The sequence below is a fragment of the Vibrio rotiferianus genome (assembly GCF_002214395.1).
In the GTDB taxonomy this organism is placed as follows: Bacteria; Pseudomonadota; Gammaproteobacteria; order Enterobacterales; family Vibrionaceae; genus Vibrio; species Vibrio rotiferianus.
Map to the genome: position 1 here is coordinate 2,174,872 of NZ_CP018312.1, position 20,509 is coordinate 2,195,380.

The 20,509-nt window shown below is 41.0% G+C and carries 21 protein-coding genes; 10 read left to right on the forward strand and 11 right to left on the reverse strand.

The features are described 5' to 3' along the window. Window positions 1-147 precede the first annotated feature (147 nt). The 4 genes from BSZ04_RS19105 (at window position 148) to BSZ04_RS19120 (ending at window position 3,605) form a co-directional block, all read left to right on the forward strand. Window positions 148-1,437, forward strand: coding sequence for a tyrosine-type recombinase/integrase (locus BSZ04_RS19105; protein ID WP_088881152.1), 1,290 nt, complete (start codon window positions 148-150; stop codon window positions 1,435-1,437). 160 nt (window positions 1,438-1,597) lie between these two features. Then, on the forward strand, window positions 1,598-1,966 hold the full coding sequence (locus BSZ04_RS19110; RefSeq protein WP_071235598.1) for a hypothetical protein: 369 nt from the start codon (window positions 1,598-1,600) through the stop codon (window positions 1,964-1,966). Window positions 1,967-2,021: 55 nt separating this feature from the next. Then, the gene (locus BSZ04_RS19115) at window positions 2,022-2,801 is read left to right on the forward strand and encodes a hypothetical protein (protein WP_088881153.1); all 780 of its coding nucleotides are present in this window, start codon (window positions 2,022-2,024) and stop codon (window positions 2,799-2,801) included. 90 nt (window positions 2,802-2,891) lie between these two features. Then, window positions 2,892-3,605 carry a hypothetical protein gene (locus BSZ04_RS19120; RefSeq protein ID WP_088881154.1) on the forward strand — a complete coding sequence of 238 codons (714 nt, stop codon included), beginning with the start codon at window positions 2,892-2,894 and terminating at the stop codon, window positions 3,603-3,605. Window positions 3,606-3,831: 226 nt separating this feature from the next. On the opposite strand, the gene BSZ04_RS19125 is transcribed toward BSZ04_RS19120, so the two are convergent. Both BSZ04_RS19125 and BSZ04_RS19130 read right to left on the reverse strand, forming a co-directional pair. After that, entirely contained in the window at window positions 3,832-4,356 is a 525-nt protein-coding gene (locus BSZ04_RS19125) for a hypothetical protein (RefSeq protein ID WP_231896304.1), read from the reverse strand. Between the two features lie 313 nt (window positions 4,357-4,669). Then, complete coding sequence (locus tag BSZ04_RS19130) at window positions 4,670-5,857, reverse strand: hypothetical protein (protein WP_088881155.1); 1,188 nt, start codon at window positions 5,855-5,857, stop codon at window positions 4,670-4,672. 103 nt (window positions 5,858-5,960) lie between these two features. Between BSZ04_RS19130 and BSZ04_RS19135 the strand changes: the two genes are divergently transcribed. Then, window positions 5,961-6,152, forward strand: coding sequence for a helix-turn-helix transcriptional regulator (locus BSZ04_RS19135; RefSeq protein WP_088881156.1), 192 nt, complete (start codon window positions 5,961-5,963; stop codon window positions 6,150-6,152). Window positions 6,153-6,168: 16 nt separating this feature from the next. Beyond that, on the forward strand, window positions 6,169-6,960 hold the full coding sequence (locus BSZ04_RS19140; protein WP_088881157.1) for a DNA repair protein: 792 nt from the start codon (window positions 6,169-6,171) through the stop codon (window positions 6,958-6,960). A gap of 716 nt (window positions 6,961-7,676) precedes the next feature. Here the strand turns inward: BSZ04_RS19140 and BSZ04_RS25105 are convergent. From BSZ04_RS25105 to BSZ04_RS19170, 6 genes are all read right to left on the reverse strand, one after another. Further along, window positions 7,677-7,850, reverse strand: coding sequence for a hypothetical protein (locus BSZ04_RS25105; RefSeq protein ID WP_088881158.1), 174 nt, complete (start codon window positions 7,848-7,850; stop codon window positions 7,677-7,679). Between the two features lie 41 nt (window positions 7,851-7,891). Then, on the reverse strand, window positions 7,892-8,683 hold the full coding sequence (locus BSZ04_RS19150) for a M48 family metallopeptidase (RefSeq protein WP_088881159.1): 792 nt from the start codon (window positions 8,681-8,683) through the stop codon (window positions 7,892-7,894). Between the two features lie 2 nt (window positions 8,684-8,685). Continuing rightward, window positions 8,686-11,982: a type I restriction endonuclease subunit R gene (locus BSZ04_RS19155; protein WP_088881160.1), complete on the reverse strand. Its 3,297-nt coding sequence runs from the start codon at window positions 11,980-11,982 to the stop codon at window positions 8,686-8,688. Between the two features lie 78 nt (window positions 11,983-12,060). Further along, window positions 12,061-13,251, reverse strand: coding sequence for a restriction endonuclease subunit S (locus BSZ04_RS19160; protein WP_088881161.1), 1,191 nt, complete (start codon window positions 13,249-13,251; stop codon window positions 12,061-12,063). Next, window positions 13,241-14,758, reverse strand: coding sequence for a type I restriction-modification system subunit M (locus BSZ04_RS19165; protein WP_088881162.1), 1,518 nt, complete (start codon window positions 14,756-14,758; stop codon window positions 13,241-13,243). The genes BSZ04_RS19160 and BSZ04_RS19165 overlap by 11 nt, the downstream gene beginning before the upstream one ends. Before the next feature lie 44 nt (window positions 14,759-14,802). After that, window positions 14,803-14,997 carry a hypothetical protein gene (locus tag BSZ04_RS19170; protein WP_088881163.1) on the reverse strand — a complete coding sequence of 65 codons (195 nt, stop codon included), beginning with the start codon at window positions 14,995-14,997 and terminating at the stop codon, window positions 14,803-14,805. Between the two features lie 1,033 nt (window positions 14,998-16,030). On the opposite strand from BSZ04_RS19170, the gene hipB reads away from it, so the two are divergent. Both hipB and BSZ04_RS19180 read left to right on the forward strand, forming a co-directional pair. Beyond that, window positions 16,031-16,270, forward strand: coding sequence for a type II toxin-antitoxin system antitoxin HipB (hipB, locus tag BSZ04_RS19175; protein ID WP_088881164.1), 240 nt, complete (start codon window positions 16,031-16,033; stop codon window positions 16,268-16,270). After that, entirely contained in the window at window positions 16,270-17,586 is a 1,317-nt protein-coding gene (locus BSZ04_RS19180; protein ID WP_088881165.1) for a type II toxin-antitoxin system HipA family toxin, read from the forward strand. Before hipB ends, BSZ04_RS19180 begins: the two co-directional genes overlap by 1 nt. A gap of 35 nt (window positions 17,587-17,621) precedes the next feature. Here BSZ04_RS19180 and BSZ04_RS25320 read toward each other — a convergent pair whose 3' ends face one another. Both BSZ04_RS25320 and BSZ04_RS25325 read right to left on the reverse strand, forming a co-directional pair. Then, a complete protein-coding gene (locus BSZ04_RS25320; RefSeq protein ID WP_231896306.1) occupies window positions 17,622-17,912 on the reverse strand; it encodes a hypothetical protein in 291 nt (96 codons plus the stop codon). Beyond that, window positions 17,909-18,142: a hypothetical protein gene (locus BSZ04_RS25325; protein WP_231896307.1), complete on the reverse strand. Its 234-nt coding sequence runs from the start codon at window positions 18,140-18,142 to the stop codon at window positions 17,909-17,911. The genes BSZ04_RS25320 and BSZ04_RS25325 overlap by 4 nt, the downstream gene beginning before the upstream one ends. A gap of 110 nt (window positions 18,143-18,252) precedes the next feature. Between BSZ04_RS25325 and BSZ04_RS19190 the strand changes: the two genes are divergently transcribed. Beyond that, on the forward strand, window positions 18,253-18,489 hold the full coding sequence (locus BSZ04_RS19190) for a helix-turn-helix domain-containing protein (protein WP_071235593.1): 237 nt from the start codon (window positions 18,253-18,255) through the stop codon (window positions 18,487-18,489). Window positions 18,490-18,678: 189 nt separating this feature from the next. Beyond that, a complete protein-coding gene (locus BSZ04_RS19195) occupies window positions 18,679-19,332 on the forward strand; it encodes a HEPN domain-containing protein (RefSeq protein ID WP_069539757.1) in 654 nt (217 codons plus the stop codon). A 59-nt stretch (window positions 19,333-19,391) separates the two neighbouring features. Here the strand turns inward: BSZ04_RS19195 and BSZ04_RS19200 are convergent, their stop codons facing one another. After that, window positions 19,392-20,432: an IS481 family transposase gene (locus BSZ04_RS19200; protein ID WP_088880544.1), complete on the reverse strand. Its 1,041-nt coding sequence runs from the start codon at window positions 20,430-20,432 to the stop codon at window positions 19,392-19,394. Between the last annotated feature and the right edge of the window lie 77 nt (window positions 20,433-20,509).

Sequence of the window (20,509 nt, forward strand, 5' to 3'; positions counted from 1 at the left end):
TACCATGTAAAATCAACAACTTGATGATGAGCAATGAGATAACTGTATCACTTATAGTTACATTTAGCTACACTGGACTAAACAGTAACCCGACTACGTAGCCGACTACAAAATATAGCTAGTAGCGGTTCATCCAAGGTGATCCATATGTTAACTGTAAATCAAATCAAAGCGCTTCCTGCCAAAAAAACCGCTTACTACAAGCCAGACAATACAGGTGAGCGAGGCACAGGCCGCTTAACTGTCCAAGTCACTCCTGCTGGCTCTAAGATCTTCAAGTTCAAGTACCATAAGGAGAAAAAAGAAGTCTTTGTCACTTTGGGGAAGTTCCCTGCCCTCACCTTGTCTCAGGCTCGTGAACTATCTAAAGAGTACAGTGCAATGATCTCGAAAGGACTGGATCCCAAAGATGAACTTGTGAAACGTTCAAAAGAGCTAGAGCAAAAAGAAAAAGCAAAAAATGCGTTAGGTACTTTCGAGCAACTTATCAACTTTCACACGGAATATAAGAAAGATAGAGGCAACCGCTCATTTCAAGATGAGTACAAAAGAATTGTTGATAATGTTTATCCGTACATCGACATTAACCGCAAAGCAAAAGACTTTGAAACAGAAGATTTTCTCGACATCTTAGCGATACCTATTGAGCAGGGATTCAATGAGAAAAGTAACAAAATCCGCTCAACCTTACATGCTGCGTTTGAATTTGCCTTAGGCTATGAGAACAATCCAAAGTTTAGAAAAAGAGGAACCAAGTTCGCTATTAAGCATAACCCGATCTCGAATATCCCGAAACAGCCTGAGAAAACTGGTTCACATTACTTATCATGGGAAGAAGTAGCACAGCTTTTATATGATATGGAGCATCGTTACCAAGACCTGAATTTAGCGTATCTGACTCGACAAGCATTAAAGCTCTGTTTTCACCTGTTCGGTCAGCGACCTTACGAGATTTTAACAATCGCCTGGGACAAAATTGATTTTAACAATCGCACTGTGCTTATAAGTGAAGAGTTTCATAAAACCAAGAAAAATCACCTCGTTCCACTGACCGACTCTGCAATTGAAATCTTAATGGATATCAAAGAGAACACTGAGGGTGCTAATAGCCCATTTGTCTTCTTTAAGAAGACAAATTCATTGGAACACATGCCAACAAACACAATAGCTCAGGCAATTTTAACTTATAAAAAAGCGACCGAAATTAGACAATTTATCGCAAGAGATATTCGTAGGACCGTAAAAACACTTGGTGGAGAAGTAAAGATCTCAAAAGAATACCGAGATCGAATCCAAGGCCATGCGATCAATGATGTCTCTGGTAGACACTACGATATGTATGAGTATCTTGATGAGAAGCGTGAAGGGCTTGAGGTTTGGGAAAAAGCATTGCTAAAGCACTTAGAAGATTACAAGGTTATGTGCTCAGGCTCTTAGGTTAGATAATCAAAAAACCAGATAAGTTGCACATGTAGAGTCGCTTCAATCCACCATTCATAGTTTGTCAGAACTAGATCACTGATACTGTGCAACTACTTTGATATTTATCTATATTTTAAGGTAGTCTACTAAGACTCACTATCGAATCAAATTCAATATGGATACAAGCTACTTTCCTGAACTGCCAATCGAGATCGCCAATCCTATTGTCAGCCTTTATCTACTTTTAGATGCGAAGAAAGATCATTGCACTTCAGTTGGTGAACAAAACTCTATCCTTGAGCTTCAATTATACCTTCAAAACATCTGTCACCTTGCGAGGACAACGTACTCTACACCACCTATCAAAATAGAAAACCTACCGATGTTAGAGAGACTGATAAGAAAATCCTTTTCACTTGATAGACAGTTAGAAGCAATCGCTAAGCACTATAATTGGCCCAAAAGCACTGATACCAAGATGGTGGAGCAGATGAACCTCATTGTAAAAGCCTTGTCGTGCGAAAATGCACGTCTGAGTCATTAAGGTCGTTAGTGATATACCTGAACATTATTTTCATTGAGAGCCTGGAGATCTAAATATGAAACGATTAATTAATGAGCTACATTTCATTAAGTCCCCAAACCCCATAGAAACAGTTGAAGTAAACATAGATAGCATTCCCAAGAAGTACGGCGACTACACCGAAGCTTTAACTGAAATTTTGGATCCATTAGCTAAATCAGATCCAGATCTACGTGCAACGGTTTATGTTTACCAATCACCATTCGCTAACTTTATGCATTCCAGCAGTTCCGTTTTTATAGGTGTAGTCGGAAGCAAAAATGCCCTCGAATTGATTTTGAATGGTTTCCAAGCTTTATCAGGAGTAGAAGCTCGCTACGGAGATTCCATTCTTATAAAGCAATCAACCCGTAGGCTTCATATAGAAGATGGCCTTGTGTGGCACGTAGGGGACGATGTAACTTGGTTCGCAAGCTCTTCAATAGATGATATTGAAGATGATATTGAAGAGTATGATGATGACTGCGACCATTCTTATGAGCAAGATTTTAGTCAATACCCTAGCAAAACCAAAATTTATGAAGCTGGTGACTTACTAAAAGATTCAGTAAAAATTGAAGATTCCGAAATCGGTAAGTTCGGAAATACTAAGGAGCTTATTACTTCATCCTCTAAAGCTTTTTATTCCCGACATCGAGCAGTCCGCTCAGATGCAAGAGTTGGGTCTATTCGTGCCACTATAGAAGATGTTTTTGGACTACCAGAAGGATCAGTGAAGCTATGCGATCCAGAGGGGAATCCATTACGTGCAGATGCAAGAATCGGCACACTTCGTAGACGCTGGGATAGAGGCTAACTTGTATGATTCACCAAATCTTCAGAAACCTCTCAATATAAATCAAAATCGGTCATTAACCACGCTAATAATGTAAAAGGAATTTGGCAAGTGCTGTATGAAAGCCAGAATAGTGCAATCTTAGTTCTAGAATCACCATGGGAGCTAGATGAAGGAGACTCCAATCGTTCTTCTGTCCTACCTTTTGTTGAAGGTATAGCGAAAATGCTCGGCGATACGGAAGTTTATCACGCTAATTTTTATGATAAGAGTAGCTTTAACAAAGCACTGGATTGTCTCTGCAAGAAAAAATTCTCCAATACTTTAGTGTATATCGCTGCACACGGGTCCAAACGCAGAGTCGGAAATACTAACATTATGCATGTTCTCCGCTCAATTGGAGAGAAATCGAATCAATTCAATATTACTGGCATAATGCTCGGTGCATGCTTTGTCGGTGGGAATACCATCGATATGGAGATATTTTCATTAGGTAATAATCTAAGATGGTGCGCTGGATACGCCTCTTCAGCTTTTTGGTTGCCTGCAACATTGATTGACTGCGCTATCATGAGTGCAATGCTCAAGGTTGATTCAGGCAGCAACTACGACAGAGATGATATTATCGATATTATGGCGGACGCTTTATCTACTTTTGATGGGAAAGTGCATATAGGTGAGAACCTAGATGACCAACCTACTTCCTTAGAAGACTCTCTTGAGTTTGTATTGCAACCAAAAGGAAGAGGGTTCCAGCCAAAGTCTATTGCTGAGCAGATCTTTGCTGCCCGAAAAGGCTTTTTACTCAACGAAGAAGAATACTAACCCAATTAAACATTGTTTGATAAGAATAACTCCATCAATAGAAAAGTGAGGCCTAAAGGCCTCACTCCTACTAAAGTTTATTACTCAGGTCAGTATCAATAGATTGATGGTGCAATGCTAAAGTGTTGAAAAAACTTACAAACAGCTTATGCTGTAATTTTGAGTTGGCGTTCACCCACTATGTTTACTCGTTATTTTCTCTATACACAGAACAAAACTACATATTTTAAGTTAAGTTAAAATGACTATGATAAAATGGAGCATTGTGATCATAAAAAATTTTTAGCAGTGTCTTTTTATCAGCAACAAAAACAGACTGAACGTTATTTCCATGTCGTGTAGTTAACGCCGTGCGAAGAGAGTAAGCAATATCTAGATTTAATGGAGTTAGAGATTCACAGTTAACAAACCATAACAGTGATTTTCTATTTCCGCTCTCAATAGATTCAAGAAAATCTGAATTTTCTTTTGCACACAAAGCAGCTTCAGCTGTTTCATATCGTGAAAAATCTAAGTAGTGAACACTTATACCATTTCTCTTCGCAAGCTGAGTAACTCTCTTGATAAAGTCGGAGTGAAGTACTGCTGAATCAGCAATAGATATTCTAAAGTTCATCTCCCAAGCGTAACGTACAAAGCGCTCTGGTGTAATGTGAGAATCAGGCATTGTAACTCCTTCTCTTATCTTCGCTCCAAAAGCAATAATAACTCCATGTATAAAAGTAACTTTTTCTTTTTCACGAAAACTCACTTTGCTCCAAAAGGCATTGCACGAGTCGTTTAGAGCAAAACAATTGTTTTCTGTGACATTAAAAGTAGAGAGCATTTTGAAAATCTAACATGGAAATCCAGAAAAATATCACACACTCCTTATATTAAGATTATAGAAATCATAAAATCCATAGCAGTTATGGATATTTATAACACATATTTTTGAGGTAATAAACATATTAGCAACTACTGCGAAATAAATATCAATCGCAAGATTAATTCTAGAAGTAAATTATTAATAATGCAAAGACAATATCACTGCCGTTAAAACACCAAATATAAGTGTTATATTTTCACAGTTTAATTCTTTTTTTCATCTTATATACGGCGGTTCTTGATACTCCCATTTTACTAGCGATAATATCAATTGTAATTGATGGATCTTTTTGCCTTTCTTCAAGTAATTTTTTTAATCGAGCATGCTTTTCAGTATCAATATTAGTTCCTCTTAGAACTCCACTGCTTGACGGAAAACCCTCCACTTTCATAAAAGCTTCATATCGGCTTAGGCAATGTAATAAAGTAAGAGATTTTTGTTTATTGTCTAAGTTGTGCAACCAAAGCTCTGGGTCTTTAAATTTCCAGATGTTAGCTTCCGAATCACCTCCCAACAGTCTAATCACTTCAACGATCCACTCTTCAAAAGTAGAACAGTCTTGTTCGTTAAGTCGTTCTATCAATTTATATGCGCTCGGAAAATGTTTGCTTGCAAACGCTACAATCAAATCTGCATAAAACTGCCATGCAGCAAGCTCCCCCTCAAGCTTGTTGAGAGATGGAATTGCTTCTCGTGGCTGAATCGAAAACAGAGCAAGCCATCGATACAAGGTTTTTGCGTCTAAGCGATATCGGCCGCTTTTATATCTTTCAAGTTGATATTGCACACTTTCATCGTCTAAGTGACGATACACGGCTGAAATTAAACTTCGTTTTGCGTTCTTGTAAGCGATAGCATTTCGATTTGAATTATGATCTTTGCAGTAAAACAAAGACTGATAGACTCGCTTGTAACACAATGCGCAGTAGGGCAATGCCATAACTACTGAAGAACTTTCTGAGTTTTTTTCAGATGACACTTTTTGGGGCGTTAACCCCTTCGCTTTAACTAATACCTGTTCCAAGACGTCGATATAATCGATAACTGATTGACTCTCAGATTGCAGTTTTGGTGCATCACTACTATCGAATGTTCTAAAAATCATCAGTTTATTGATGGTTTCACTTAGCCCGCCAGAAAAACGGATCAATTCTTTTACAGTGGTAGGGAAACGACCCTGAAAAGATGTCGATGCTGGAATACCACGGGCTAGAATAACTGAAGCCTCCTCTTCCAACGGGACGTCAAAGGCTTCTATTACGGAAACTCCACTAGAGCTTTTCTTCTGTGTTAGCTTTTTTCCATCACGTTTAGCTTCCTTCTCAAGTTGCTCAAGGTTTCGCAATAACTGCTTCTTCAGTATTACAGCAGCTTTGTCATCCATCGTGTAAACCCCTTTGTGTCTTTTCTAACCTCTACAAACTCATCAGCATATTACATACGATTACATCAAGACAAACGAACAATCAAAAAATAAGAAGAACAAAATGATTGAAAAAAAATTCATAAGAATAAATGACTTAGCAAAGCAGCTTGATGTGACAAAAGTAACGATCTGGAGATGGAGAAAAGAAGGCCGATTGCCACCTGCTACAACAATTAGTCCACGAATCGTCGGTTGGAAGTGTGAAACTATCGAGGCTTGGTTGGATGAACAGACAACAGAGCTACCGTACTAAAGGAGGGGGTGAGTTAATGAGTACACAAACAAACGAACAGACTTACAGTACCGACTTACTTACTAAAGCAAAGAGCAAGTTCGAGCATGATCTAATAAAGCTAGGGCAGAAGCCTGAAAAAGGGAAGACGTTTGAGTTGTTCTATGAGAAATTCAACCAAGCTATTGCGGAAGGCAAACCCTTTCAAAATCCAGCCCAATTGCAGAGCGCGGTAGGTGGAAGATACTTGAAAGCACAAATTGCGTTTTACGCTTTAGAATCGCAAAAATCAACTCTGTCCCATAGGAGTAGAGACGTACCTGATTGGTTTATCACACCACTAGAACAAGCTCTTAAAGTCGATATCCAGTCATTGTGGCACTTAGTTGAGCAAGACATCGCTACGGTAGTTGACAATCGTGTGAAAAGTGCTGAACACTGTTCCGAGATTAGGCTACAACAAGCTATTCAATCTGGTGAGTTAGTCGAAGAACTACAGGAACAACTTAAAGGTTTGGAGGGTTTACCTAGACAGTTAGCTAATGCAAAAAAAGAAAATGATCGCTTAACGGATGAAGTAAAAAACCTCAAGGATAAGCTTGAAACACTACAAACCCAGTCTGATGCATCATTTAGCTATCAGCGTGAGAATGCAGTGTTAATCGCGGAGAATGAACGCCTTCAGACCGACAGCAACTTGCTTCGTATTGAACTGACTCAGTGTAACGAGATAATGCAGCAAGCCCTTATCGACAAAGCCAAACTAGAAGGTCGTTTAGCCGAGCGACAGAACATCAACTTCACAGAGCCAACCTCAGGTCGCAAATAAAGCTGAAATACGAGCACTCAACTTCAGCGATGGTGAAGTTGAGTACTACCTTCCACCGAAGCAGTACTGCAAGTAAATACTCTATCATTCATGACCTCTCACAATTATCAATTGCCGTTGTTAGTGGATAGTAACGACAATCTGAAAGCTTGGAACAACCAGAGAGAGCAAGTCTGCTTGCCATTTAGGGGGGGATTTCTAGTTCGCTACAACAGCGAATAGAGCAAAGAACAGTGTTCCGAGTTGTTTTTAATTTCACAATCTCCCCGCTCACTCTTTCAACCAAAGCTTTCGACTTTAGTCATCAGGAACAGTGTTCCTGTCAGCATTATACGTAACCATCTAGAAAAGTTAACTAGCCCAAGGCTTTCAATTTAAAAAATAATCCATAAGAATCAAAAACTTAAACAGAATGCATTATAAATGTGCATTTGGACTACTTTTTACTTTTTACTTTTTACTTTTTACTTTTTACTTTTTACTTTTTACTTTTTACTTTTTACTTTTTACTTTTTGAAAATTAGATATGAGCGGTTAAGAAAGTCAACACTACACTGGAACAGTGTTCCTCTACCCTCTTGGGCCTCCTTCTCCGCTTGAGATAAGTATTTCCATCACCGATAAATTCGCTGTACCTACTTCAGTACGGAAACATAACAAACGCCTAAACTACTCGACCAAGTTATCCAAATGATTGATATGCTGTTTTCCTAGTATTAATCATCCACAACTTCAATCGTTATATGCTGTGCACCAAGATACGTGCCTTCGTCAATCTCATAGCGTAAAGTTTCATTGCAGTGAGTACACTCAAATTCTTCATTGGGTTCAATGCATTCATCTTCGAGCCAATCCCAGCCAATATATTTTTCACAAGTAGGACAACGCATCGTCAAACTCCTTTGATATATCAATTAGAACGATGATAACGTCATTCATTCAAATACAACTCAGCCATACCATCGAGCTTGCTTTTCACTTCTTTCCAGTTCGGCATCACGCTGGTTAATAAGCGCCAGAAGCGTTCACTGTGGTTATATTCTGCGATGTGACAAAGCTCATGTAAGATCACGTAGTCAATACACTCTTTGGGTGCTTTAATTAGGTGAGGGTTAAGCATCAACGTGCCTTTGGCAGAGCAGCTTCCCCACTGTTTTTGCATCGGCATAATGCGGAATGAAGGGATGCCCTCTACCCATGTTGCCTGCGGTAAAAGCTCAGCCAAGCGTTCATGGAATATGCGCTCGGCACGAACGCCATACCAACCAGACACCAGTGCTTTAACGAGCTTTGGCTTATCTTCGTTAAAGCGGTTGAGTGTGACTAACAGCTTGCCTCGTTCCATCTTCACGTTGGAAATGGCATCTCTGTCTTCAACCACCTTTAACACATAGCGACGGCCTAGATAGAATTGCATCTCACCACTCACGTAGTGTTTGGTTTGCACATATTCTAAGTGAGATCGGAACTCGACTAATGCATTCCAAATCCATTGAGCGCGTCGCATAACCGCTTCGTGTATTGCCGATTTCTCAGCGTCTTGAGGCGCTGTGACAGCCACTCGGCAATCTGGATGTACTCGGATGGTGATTTTCTTTTTCTTGGCTTCGCCGTTTTTATCTAAAGCAAATACCTTGCGGATCACTTCATAGGTAACAGCTTCATCACCATAGATGAAGCTGTATTCCTCGATATTGCCTTCTTTAGGATTAAAAGAAGCCATACCTAATGACCTGCTAATCCACGTCGAGTGATTTGAATAACCTCTGTAATAATGGCTTGCGCTTTATCGATACCCACATCAGCGAACAGCAGTGGCAATAGCCCTAAACGGATCTGGTTTTCAATCTCTGATGGGTTAATTGAAAACTCGGCGACCGCTTTACGTACAATGCCATCAATGTCTAAGGCATACTTAAAGCATTGATCTTCCGTTAGCGGTGATGGTTCACCTAGCACTTTTAGGAACAGACCATAGTAGGCTTGAACATGGCGTTTGATTTTAGGGTCAAGCTCAGCAAATCGGTCGGTTGGTAAACCTGCCACATCACGGTCTTTGACCTGCTGCTCAAAATCCGCAAACAGAAGATACTGTTTAACAGGGCTATCAAACATCTCCTTAGTTTTCTCGATGGCTTGCTTTAACAAGTTTGAGAAATACTCTTGGGCATACGGATCATCCGCCAAATCTTGCTCAATCATCTTGGTTACACGACCTGTGATGACATCCTTTTTGTTTTTGGCTTCATCATCGGTCATTTGCTCTGGTTTGGCATCTTTACCCATGTTGCCAACCAGATAAGCACCTTCGGGTTCTTCAATCGAGACCCCCGCAATGTGCTTGTCTAACATGGCGCGAATATTTTCCGAATACTCGTCGTAGTCCACGGTTTCCTCTGCATCAGCGCGTACTTGTTGGCGCAGTTGGCTCATGGATTTCAGCGTGCTCTTGTATAGTTCACGCTTATTGTCGAAGCTTTTGTCCTCAAAGTACGTTGCTGATTGAAGAGCTACTTTTAAGCAGTTAGCAAACGCGGTCAGCGCATCATAAAAATCATTACGTAGCTTTAAGTTGGTATCCGTCAGTTGACCATCAATCGTATCAATTTTAGGTGCCAAAGCCTGACGAAGTGCTTGTCCATCTTGCTTGTTCTTCACACTAGAAAAAATTGCCCAAAGGTCATCATACAAACCTGGCAACTTTTTGTACTCGGTATCCATGCGGTTATATAAACCTTTGAGATCGTCGATATCAAAGCCGCCTTGGGTACGTTCAGCTAAGTCTTGGTACTTCTCAATGGTGATATCCAGCTCTTTGAGGATGCCACGGTAATCAATCAAATAACCGAACTGCTTTTTGCTGTGCAGGCGGTTAACACGCGCAATGGCTTGAATAAGGTTGTGCTGCTTTAACGGCTTGTCGATATACAATACCGTGTTTTTAGGCTCATCAAAGCCCGTTAGCAGTTTATCGACCACGATCATAATGTCGGGACCTTCATCCTTTTCAAATTCTTGGATGATGTGCTTAGTGTAGGCTTTTTCATCGCTCCAGCCTTTCTGTGTGACGTTCTCTTTCCACCAATTTTGCACCAGATCGGTACTTTCATTATCGACGTTATCGTGTCCCTCACGGGTATCGGGTGGCGACATCGCAACCACTGAAGTGACTTTACCGATTTGGTCGAGAAGCTTCTTATAGCGGATTGCAGAGGCTTTAGAGTCGCAAGCCAGTTGTCCTTTCAAACCTTGCTGCTTGAAGTTTTGGAAGTGATCCGAAATATCGTGCGCAATTAACTCTAAACGCCCTTCGGTTTGGTAAATCTGACCTTTTTGAGCGAATTTGCGTTTTAAGTCTGCACGTTGCTTTTCCGATAGGGTATCGGTGATACGGTCAAACCATGCATCAATGGCTTTGTCATTGGTGCTCAGATCAGGCTTACGTTCTTCGTATAACAGCGGCGTAACAGTGCCATCTTCGACGGCTTGCTGCATGGTGTAAGAGTGAATGATCTTACCGAACTTATTCTCGGTTTTATCGTCTTGCAGCAGAGGTGTACCAGTGAAACCGATGTAAGCGGCTTTCGGCAAGGCTTGCTGCATTCGGATGTTGTTCTCACCGTTTTGGCTACGGTGCCCCTCATCCACTAATACGATAATGTCTGGGCTATCGTTGTAGCATTCAGGTAGGTTAATCGCTGTACCAAACTTGTTTATGATCGAGAAGATGATACGTTCATTGCCTTTACCAATTTGCTCGGCAAGGCGTTTACCAGTGGTTGCCATCGCATCTTTTTTGTCTTTATCTGACAGTGCGCCGCCAGAGGCAAAGGTGCGAGCAAGCTGATCTTCTAAATCCACACGGTCAGTCACAACCACAACGCGGCATTTGGCTAGCTCTTTTAACCAAATCAGTGCTTTTGACAAAAACACCATAGTGAATGATTTGCCTGAACCTGTGGTATGCCAGATCACACCGCCGTTACGTGCGCCTTTGTCATCAAAAGAGGTGATACGTTCCACTAAGGCTTTAATGCCAAACACTTGCTGATAACGCGCGACAATCTTGCCCGCTTTTTTATCAAACAGGGTAAATAAACGGGTAAGCTCTAGTAAGCGGTCATGGCGCAGCAAGGATACCAATAAGCGATCTTGGTCTGTCACCACCAAGTCACCGCCTGCAATCAGTGATAGGTATTCGTCTTTTACCACTGCCGTGCGATGGCTGAAAATCGCATTCAGCTCAGCGTCATTCAGTGGGGTGTTCTTAAGGCGTTCAAAGGTGCTTTCTGTGATTTCTTCTTCTTTCCATTTCGCCCAGAACTTCTCAGGTGTGCCGCACGTACCGTATAAGCCATCATGACCATTGATGGATAACAACAGTTGGCTATAAGCAAAAAGATGAGGGATTTCATCTACTTTTTGGTTGCGGATGTTTTGCGAAATACCTTCGGTGATTGTGGGTTTGCCATTGATGCTGCTATCAGGACGTTTGGCCTCGATCACTACCCAAGGCAAGCCATTGATGAAACAGACCACATCAGGAATGCGTTTACCTGTACCACGGGCGTTATCAACCTCCATCTCTTCGGTGAAATGAAATTGGTTGTTTTCAGGTGTGTCCCAATCGATGATTTGAATGGTCGGGTTGGCTTTTTTACCCTCGACAAACTCAGTCACGCTAATGCCATAGGTTAAGGCGTTATAGAGCTTTTCATTGGCGGCTTTAAGCCCTTCATTCATTGCAGGGTTGGCAAGCTCTTGCACGATTTTATCAATCGCAGCTTGCGATAAATGGCGCTCTTTACCCATGAATGAATAGGTTTTGAAGCTTAGTACCTTGCGTAAGATTTTCGGCAAGATTACCGTAGTTTTGTTGCCTCGCATTGCCATGCATTCACTTGGCGGAATAAATTGGTAGCCAAGGTTAGTGAGCAAAGTTAACGCGGGGATTTTTGCGCTTTGTTCTTCTTTGAAATTCGGCGTGTGGTGCTTAGGTTCACTAGGAGATAATGTTTCCATACTTAGCCTACGACATTGTTCTTATTGTTCATCAGGGCTTGCGAAACAAGCCCTGTATTCGTTGTCAAAAGATGCGCTTTAAGCAGCTTCGGTTTCCGCTACCTTCACACGACGTTTACCTGTCAACAACTGCTGCATCAACGCCTTTTTCTCTTGCTTGAAGTGCACAAGCTTGGCTTCTAACAACTCGATTTCTTTATCGGCGGCGGTGAGGACAGATGCGATTTTTTGTTGTTCATCTAAAGAAGGCAAAAGAATCTCGATCATAGAAAATTGCTCATACCATAAATAAACCCTTACGCTCCCCTCACCGTAACGAGAGTAGTCAAATATAGTTTTTTCAGTTGAAAGCCATTGCAAGAAAAAATCTGATTGCACACTCGCTGAAAGTTGGAAGCAAACGTAAAGTGAGCTAATAATTCCAATATCTTGATCAAACCTTGCAATAGAACCGACATTTATTCTCGCAGGGTTATAAGCAAAATCCCCACACTGAACAATTTTATATGTAGAGCGGTCTTCACTTGCCACTTCCTTTGAAAAATGTTCGTTTTGCTTAACAAATCCCGCATTATTTGTTACTGAAAATACAGTGATATTTGCCGATTCTTTGTTTTTATTTGCAAACTTTTTCGTTACATCTCCAACGCGCTTTCTTTCCCAATCCCCCTCAAACGCCTTACCCGTTTCAGGATTAACCAAACGTTTTTTACCTGTCAACGACTGCTGCATTAAGGCTTTTTTCTGCTGCTTGCTGGCATCAATCAGCTTTTCAGTGGTTGCAATAGCGCGATCCCATGTAGAAAGGATTTGGGCGATTTTGCGTTGTTCTGGGAGTGGTGGTAATTTAAACCTATATGGCAAGATGTGCTTATTGTTTATCTGAGGAATAGTTGATGTATCAGCTATTTTATGGAGTTTTTCCTTTATTAGCGTGTAGTACAAGTATTCAGAGAAAACCGATTTTTTAGGTGTTAGTGCCATCATATTGGTATCGAGGTACATTGGGACATCAGTTATGCGTACCTTATTATTCATGATCGCAGCCCCTCTCTTTGGAAAGATAACAGCACCTTTACCTATAGGACTTCCATTTGTTTCGGTATATGTTCTACTAATACTCTGATACTTTGCGCAATTATTCATATCCTCTACTTTAACAAAAGGAAAAGAACCAGATTCCGCTAATACATACTTAGACGGTGAGTATCCTGAGCTAATGTCAACATGTTCTCCCAGTGTAGTTACTTCCCAACCATTAGGCACCATAACCCAGCTCCTCTAGGTAGCCCACCATTTCCGCTTCTAGATCGGCTAACTCAGCTTGTAGTGCCAAACGCTCACTGCGCACCGCCATCAAATCGATTTCCGCTTCTTCTTCAAAGGTATCAACGTAGCGAGGAATGTTGAGGTTGTAATCGTTCTCACGGATCTCATCGAGGGTTGCCACATACGCGTACTTATCCACGTTGTCGCCACTGCGATAAGTCTTGACGATCTTATCGATGTTCTCTTGTGTCAGTACGTTCTGGTTTTTACCTGACTTAAACTCACGTGAGGCATCAATAAACATTACATCGTTGGTGTCTTTCTTTTTCTTGAAGATCAAGATTGCCGCAGGAATGCCTGTACCAAAGAATAGTTTTTCAGGTAAACCGATCACCGCATCCAATAGGTTTTCTTCAATCAGTTGTTGGCGGATTTTGCCCTCACTCGATGCACGGAATAGCACACCATGAGGTACAACCACGCCCATACGACCAGTCTCTGGCTTTAGGGTTTCAATCATGTGCGAGATGAACGCGTAATCACCTTTGGTTTTTGGTGGTACACCACGGCGGAAACGACCAAAGTGATCGCTTTCTGCATCTTCATGCCCCCATTTATCTAGCGAGAACGGCGGGTTTGCGGTTACTACGTCAAAGTGCAGTAAGCCACCATTACTATCTTGCAGTTTAGGGTTACGAATGGTGTCGCCCCATTCAATGCGGTGGTTGTCTTCGCCATGCAGGAACATGTTCATTTTTGCTAATGACCATGTTGAGCCAATCGCTTCTTGACCAAACAGGGCATATTGCTTAGAGCCGCCAAAGTTCTTTTGAACTTGCTTACCACACTTCATCAAAAGTGAGCCTGAACCACACGCAGGATCACAAATGCTGTCGCCTTGTTGTGGCTCTAGAATGATAGAAAGCAGATCCGATACCTCTGGCGGAGTATAGAATTCACCTGCCGATTTACCGCTGCCAGCCGCAAAGTGTTTGATCAGGTATTCGTAGGCGTTACCAATCACATCCAGCGAGCCAACACGGCTTGGGCGTAGGTTTAGGGTTGGCTTACCAAAGTCTTCCAATAGGTGGCGTAGAATGTCGTTCTTTTGCTTCTCATCACCCAGTTTATCGGTGTTAAAGCTGATGTCTTGGAACACGCCTTTTAGCTTGGTGCCGTTTTCTTCTTCAATCGCATGCAATGCTTGGTCAATACGAGTACCGTTACCTGCGGTATTACGTGCATCATACAAATCCCAGAAGGTTGAACCTGCTGGAATTTTGAATGATTGGCTGGCAAGCATGGCTTCAACCATATCGGTGTTGCCAGCGAACTGGGTAGTAAGTTCTTCCACTTTGTCTTGGCGCACATCAGAGATGTACTTTAAGAACAGCATGGTCAAGATGAAGTCTTTGTAGATAGATGGGTCTACGGTGCCACGGAACGTATCGCACGCCGACCAGACGGCTTTGTTGATTTCATCTTGGTTGATTGGAGAATTTGGCATGTTTGTCTCTTAATTATTTAATTAATTAATTTTTAATACTTTTATTATTTAAGCAGATCAGTAGCAATAGCATTGAGTTGCTGCTGACGGTTGTTTATAAGCTTATGAAGTAAGGCATTTTCTTTGATGCTGGCTTCATAGAGCTTGGCAATGGTGTTCTGTTTGCACAGCTTTGGAAGCGCGATTGTTACTGTTCGCTCTTGTCCAAAAGATGCTGTCTGGTCATCGCTTACAACCATTGGGCTGTGCCTCATTTGCCATTTCTTCCTCGCATTGTCGCACCATGCTTTTTCTACGCAATAAATTTTTACAGTAATTGCATGATGCAAGATGGGTTTAACGAAAGTAATCAAGCATGATATGAATTTTTTGGGGTTACTACTTTGAGTCTCTGCGTTCCAGTGCTCAGGACTTACGAGACCTTCCTAGAACAGATTATTCGTCATTTAAGTACTAACGGAATCATTGATAAAAATCTGCTTTTAAAGCACCCTTTACCAATATTCATGGCCAGAGAGTTTTTGGTGTATTCGATGATACTCAAGTCACTAACGTTATTAAACTAATTGATAGTGTTAATGACAATACTTTAGAAAGTGGAATGCGACTATTTTTATACTACATTGCTTACTATTAGGTAATCTATTTAATATTTAAAACAGTAAGAATTAATAAAAATGAATATATTTGGTATCAATTAGCAGCAGATTAAAGGAAAAACAAATAAAGCAAATATTATCCATGCACGAAGTTCAGCTTTGCCGAATTCGACACTGCACGAGTCGTTTGAGACAATACAAATGCGTTGTGCGACAACGGTTAAAATCGTTAAACATAAAAACAACCTGATATTTTATATTTATTTTACCGTTACTCCTTATATTAAGATTATAACCGTTATAAAAGTTATAGCAGTTAAAATAGTTATAACATATTTTTTTGAGGTAATAAATAATTTTTAATTTATTACACATGATATTTTTCATCGATATCGCTTAAGTCTGTAAATATATTTTGTGGCTAACTAGAGTAAATAAATATCCATCCACTAAAAAAAACTGACTCCCCTCCACGTGCTCTCAATCCCATCTATGGGATTGAGTTGATCTAACCAATGTCCCAAATGTAGAACTCACTCTACTTTGAGTACTAATACTCACGAAAGGATAAACCTTGATTTATCCTCAATAGGGTATAAAATTTGCCATATACCCACCAAGGGATAACGAATCCTATATCCTTTAGTTGGGATATGGCAAGGAGTGAATGTCCATGATTTATAGCCCGCAGCAATTAGCTAATGTTTTACTATTAATTCGCCAAAAAAATGGGTGGACTCAGTCCGAGGTAGCGAAACGAGTTGGCATAAAACAAGCAACCATTTCAAACTTCGAAAATAAGCCTGAAAAAGCAACCATTTCAACCATGTTCAAGATCGTTCAAGCTTTAGACCTAACGGTAAAAATTGAAACACGAACTGAGAACGAAATTGTCGATGAGGAAGATTGGTAATGCAGCAACTTAATGCTTACATGAATGGAGAACTCGTTGGAACTCTAACCAAGCAAAAGAACGGCTCTCATGAGTTTCAATACGATAGCTCTTGGCTAAACAACGATAAAGCTCGCCCATTATCTTTATCACTTAAGTTGCAGTTACCTGTGATCTCCTCTGATGCGGTTATCAACTACTTCGACAACTTGCTGCCTGACAACATTGCAATACGCAATCGAATCGTTGCTCGCTATCAAACCGCTTCCAACCAACCATTCGATCTACTAAAAGAGATCGGTAAAGACAGCGTTGGCGCAATCGCCCTGCTTCCCTCAGAACAACCATACGTGAATCACGAACTCTCGTATGAATGCCTAAGCGAGGAAAGACTAGAGAAAATCTTAGCAGCCCATAATTCTGATATTCCACTGGGTATGATTAAAGAGGAGGAAGATTTTCGAATCTCTGTCGCAGGTGCTCAAGAGAAAACCGCACTTTTAAAAGTTGCCGATGATTGGTGTCTGCCAAAAGGCAACACGCCAACAAGTCACATAATCAAACTGCCAATTGGGGAAATTAAACAGCCCAACTCAACATTAGATCTGACCGACAGCGTTGAAAATGAGTTCATCTGTATCGAATTAGCTAGAGAGCTAGGCTTTAATGTCCCACAAGTCGAAATCATCAATACTGCAAATTTTAAAGCCATTGCTGTTGAGCGCTTTGATCGACGCTGGATTAGAGAACACACACAACTCCTGCGGCTTCCTCAAGAAGACATCTGTCAGGCTAAAGGAATACCATCTTCCATAAAATACGAAAATGATGGGGGACCTGGAATCAAAGAGATCATGGAGTTATTAAAAGGGTCTTCTAATGCTCTGCAAGACCAATATAACTTCATGAAGTTTCAAGTATTTCAGTGGGCAATTGGTGCAATTGATGGGCATGCTAAAAACTATTCTATCTTTATTGAAAAGCAAGGCAGTTACCGATTAACACCATTTTATGACATCTTATCCGCCTTCCCGATTACAGGGAAAAAAGGGCTAGATATACGAAAGCTCAAACTCGCGATGGGATTAAAGGCCACTCGTGGTAAGAAGTACCAGATAAGTAAAATCTACCCCCACCACTTCTTAGATACCGCAGCTTCAGTGGATTTTAGTACGGAACAAATGCAAAAAATTTTAAATGACATGCAAATCGAACTTCCTGAAGCGGTTAAACGTTTGCAGGCTAGGCTTCCAGAAGGTTTCCCCGTAGAAGTATCTTCTGCGATATTCGAACACTCGCTCAAGATGGTCAAAAAGCTCAGTATCACAAGTTCATAATCAGCAATCAGAGATAGCGAGAACAGTGTTCTCCGTCACTCTGATGCTTCATCTGCACTATGTGTTATGAGTTTGCTCAAAACAAGATCTTGATACTCTAACATCGAGATTTGATTGCTAAGCTTATCTATCTCTGCCTTCAAATAACCCGAGTGTGATGGGAACTTCTGTAGAAGCTCTTTATGAGCAGCCGCCAAACGAACAAGTTCAGCTTTGCTTGAACGAAGCTGCGTTTGATATGAAACCTCGTCACTCACAGGACTCTCTGCCTCTGAATCATCTAGGGGCATTGAAAGCTGTTTAGGATCGGTGTCCGTAACAATCATATATCTTGCATTATTAGCAAACGCTCCACAACACCTTTCTCAACCAATAACTTCATCATTCGATATGAGTGGTTTCGAAAACGGTCAAGGTGTTCATCAGGGTTATAGAAAGGCTCGAGAATAGGCTTCAATAATGACTGAAAGCGATACAAATCTAAATTCGTCTCACCTTCGAGTTTCTCTATCAAACCAGTGCCGATGTTAAACAACTCTCTGGTGCTTAATCTCATTTTGATGAACTCCTTTTCGCCTACCCTTGATGTATAATATATTATGCAACATAGCATTAGTCAACCAAATAACATAGAGTAAGGGAAACAATAAAATTGAATAACAATCGATGAATCAACTAGCTAAAGAAATCGCTCAAAACATCCAAGTTCACAGGGAAAAACTTGGCTTATCAAGCACTCAACTTAGCCTCAAAGCAGGCTTCAGCCGCAGCTATGTAAACAAGGTGGAAAAAGATGGTGTGAGGATCACGGTTGAGAAGCTATATATGCTTGCTCGTGTGTTGGAATGTAATGTGTCAGATTTGCTGCCTGAGGATCGGCATGACTTACTTGAGGAGATCTAAACTAAAACACTTAGAGTGGTGTTCAAAGTCCATATCTGTATCATCGAAGTCAGTTCAGTTAGGGAACAGGTTTTATATCACATCATGACTAAAAGCATGATGATTAATATCTTTTCCTATCACTGTAGATAGTATGATGGTCTAAAACGAATTTGGAATTCAACTTGTTGATATGGATACACTCGCTTAATGAATACATTTACAACACTAAAACAACGCCATCGTTTAGAACGTGATAAATACCCTACATCACTAGCTCTTCGCACCCACCGAGCATTAAGTTGGCTTAAAAAGTCGGAAGAGTGTTCTGATGATGACTCAAAGTTCACTTTCCTCTGGATAGCATTCAACTCAGCTTATGCTCAAGATTTTGAGCAAAAGGTAAATTATGGTGAGCGTGGCCTGTATCAAGAGTTTCTAAATCGTCTTGTCGAACTTGACTCTGAAAACTTGCTAGCAGAGATCGTATGGCAAAACTACTCAGGAGCAATTAGAGCTGTACTGGATAATGAATTTATTCTTGAAAGTTATTGGAACTATCATGCAGGACGCATCAGTGAAGAAGAGTGGAAAGAGACTCGTAGTAAAGCTAAGAGCGCTGCTAATACCGCGTTGGGGCATAACAACACTGCGTCAGTGCTTTCTATTGTGTTCTCACGTCTTTACACACTACGTAATCAAATAATTCACGGTGGGGCGACTTACAGCAGCTCAGCTAACAGACAGCAACTTAGAGACTGTACCGTGCTCTTAGAGCAAATTTTGCCCGTTATCATTAAAATTATGATGGATAGTAGTAAAGAGCTATGGGGTGATCCTGTTTATCCTCTTATTAAAAATTAAGTGTACTAATTCAGACCTGATCTGACAGTTACCCACTTTTAGACTCGGTGCCTGTCAGATTATATTTGGGCTAAATTCTTTTCAGCCCAAATTGACTTCCCATCCTCTAATGTTTCTATTGGCGTTCTGCCGCAACACATTTTTCCTTGATGGGTACGATGATTGTTGTAGTAGTCCATCCATTCGTCCAGATCTTTCTGCAACTCCTCCATCGAACCATACAGTTTCTTTCTGAATGTTACTTGGTAGAACTCATTCAATATGGTCTTGTGGAAGCGTTCGCAGATACCATTTGTCTGCGGTGACATTGCTTTCGTTTTTGTGTGGTCGATATCATTGATGGCCAGATAGAGTTGATAGTCATGTTGATCAACACGGCCACAGTATTCAGTCCCTCGGTCTGTCAAAATTCTCAACATTGGTAGTTCATGATTCTCGAAGAACGGCAGAACCTTGTCATTCAGCATATCTGCTGCGGTGATTGGTGTTTTTGTCGTGTAGAGCTTTGCGAAAGCTATTTTGCTGTAGGTATCAACGAACGTCTGCTGATAGATACGCCCAACACCTTTAAGGTTGCCAACATAGAATGTGTCCTGGGAACCGAGATAGCCTGGGTGGGCGGTCTCTATCTCACCACAAGCTTCATCATCATGCTTCTTGCGCTCGAGAGCAGCGACTTGCTCATCCGTTAGAATGATACCGTTCTCAACAACTTGCTTTTCTAAGGCAATGAGGCGTTTTTTGAAGTTTTCTAGGTCGTTGCGAAGCCAAATTGAGCGAACACCACTCGGAGAAATAAATACTCCCAGTTTACGTAGTTCGTTGCTTGTTCTCACTTGCCCGTGGGCAGGGAAGTCTATGGCATATTTTAGGACGGCTTGCTCGGTTTCACTATCGACTCTGTTCTTTAAGTTTGGTGCTCTTCTGCTCTGATTAATCAGAGCATCAATACCGCCAGTTTCAACCAGCTCTTGATAGCGATAAAACGTGTCTCGAGAGACACCCATAACCTTGCAGGCTCTAGATACATTACCAAGCTCTTCTGCAAGATTGAGAAGCCCAGCTTTGTGTTTGATAATTGGATTGCTAGTATGAAGCATGAGAGTTACCTCTTATTGTCTTTGATTGATGACTAAGCACCTTTAATCAAAGTGGGTAACTCTCTTCTTTTCAAATT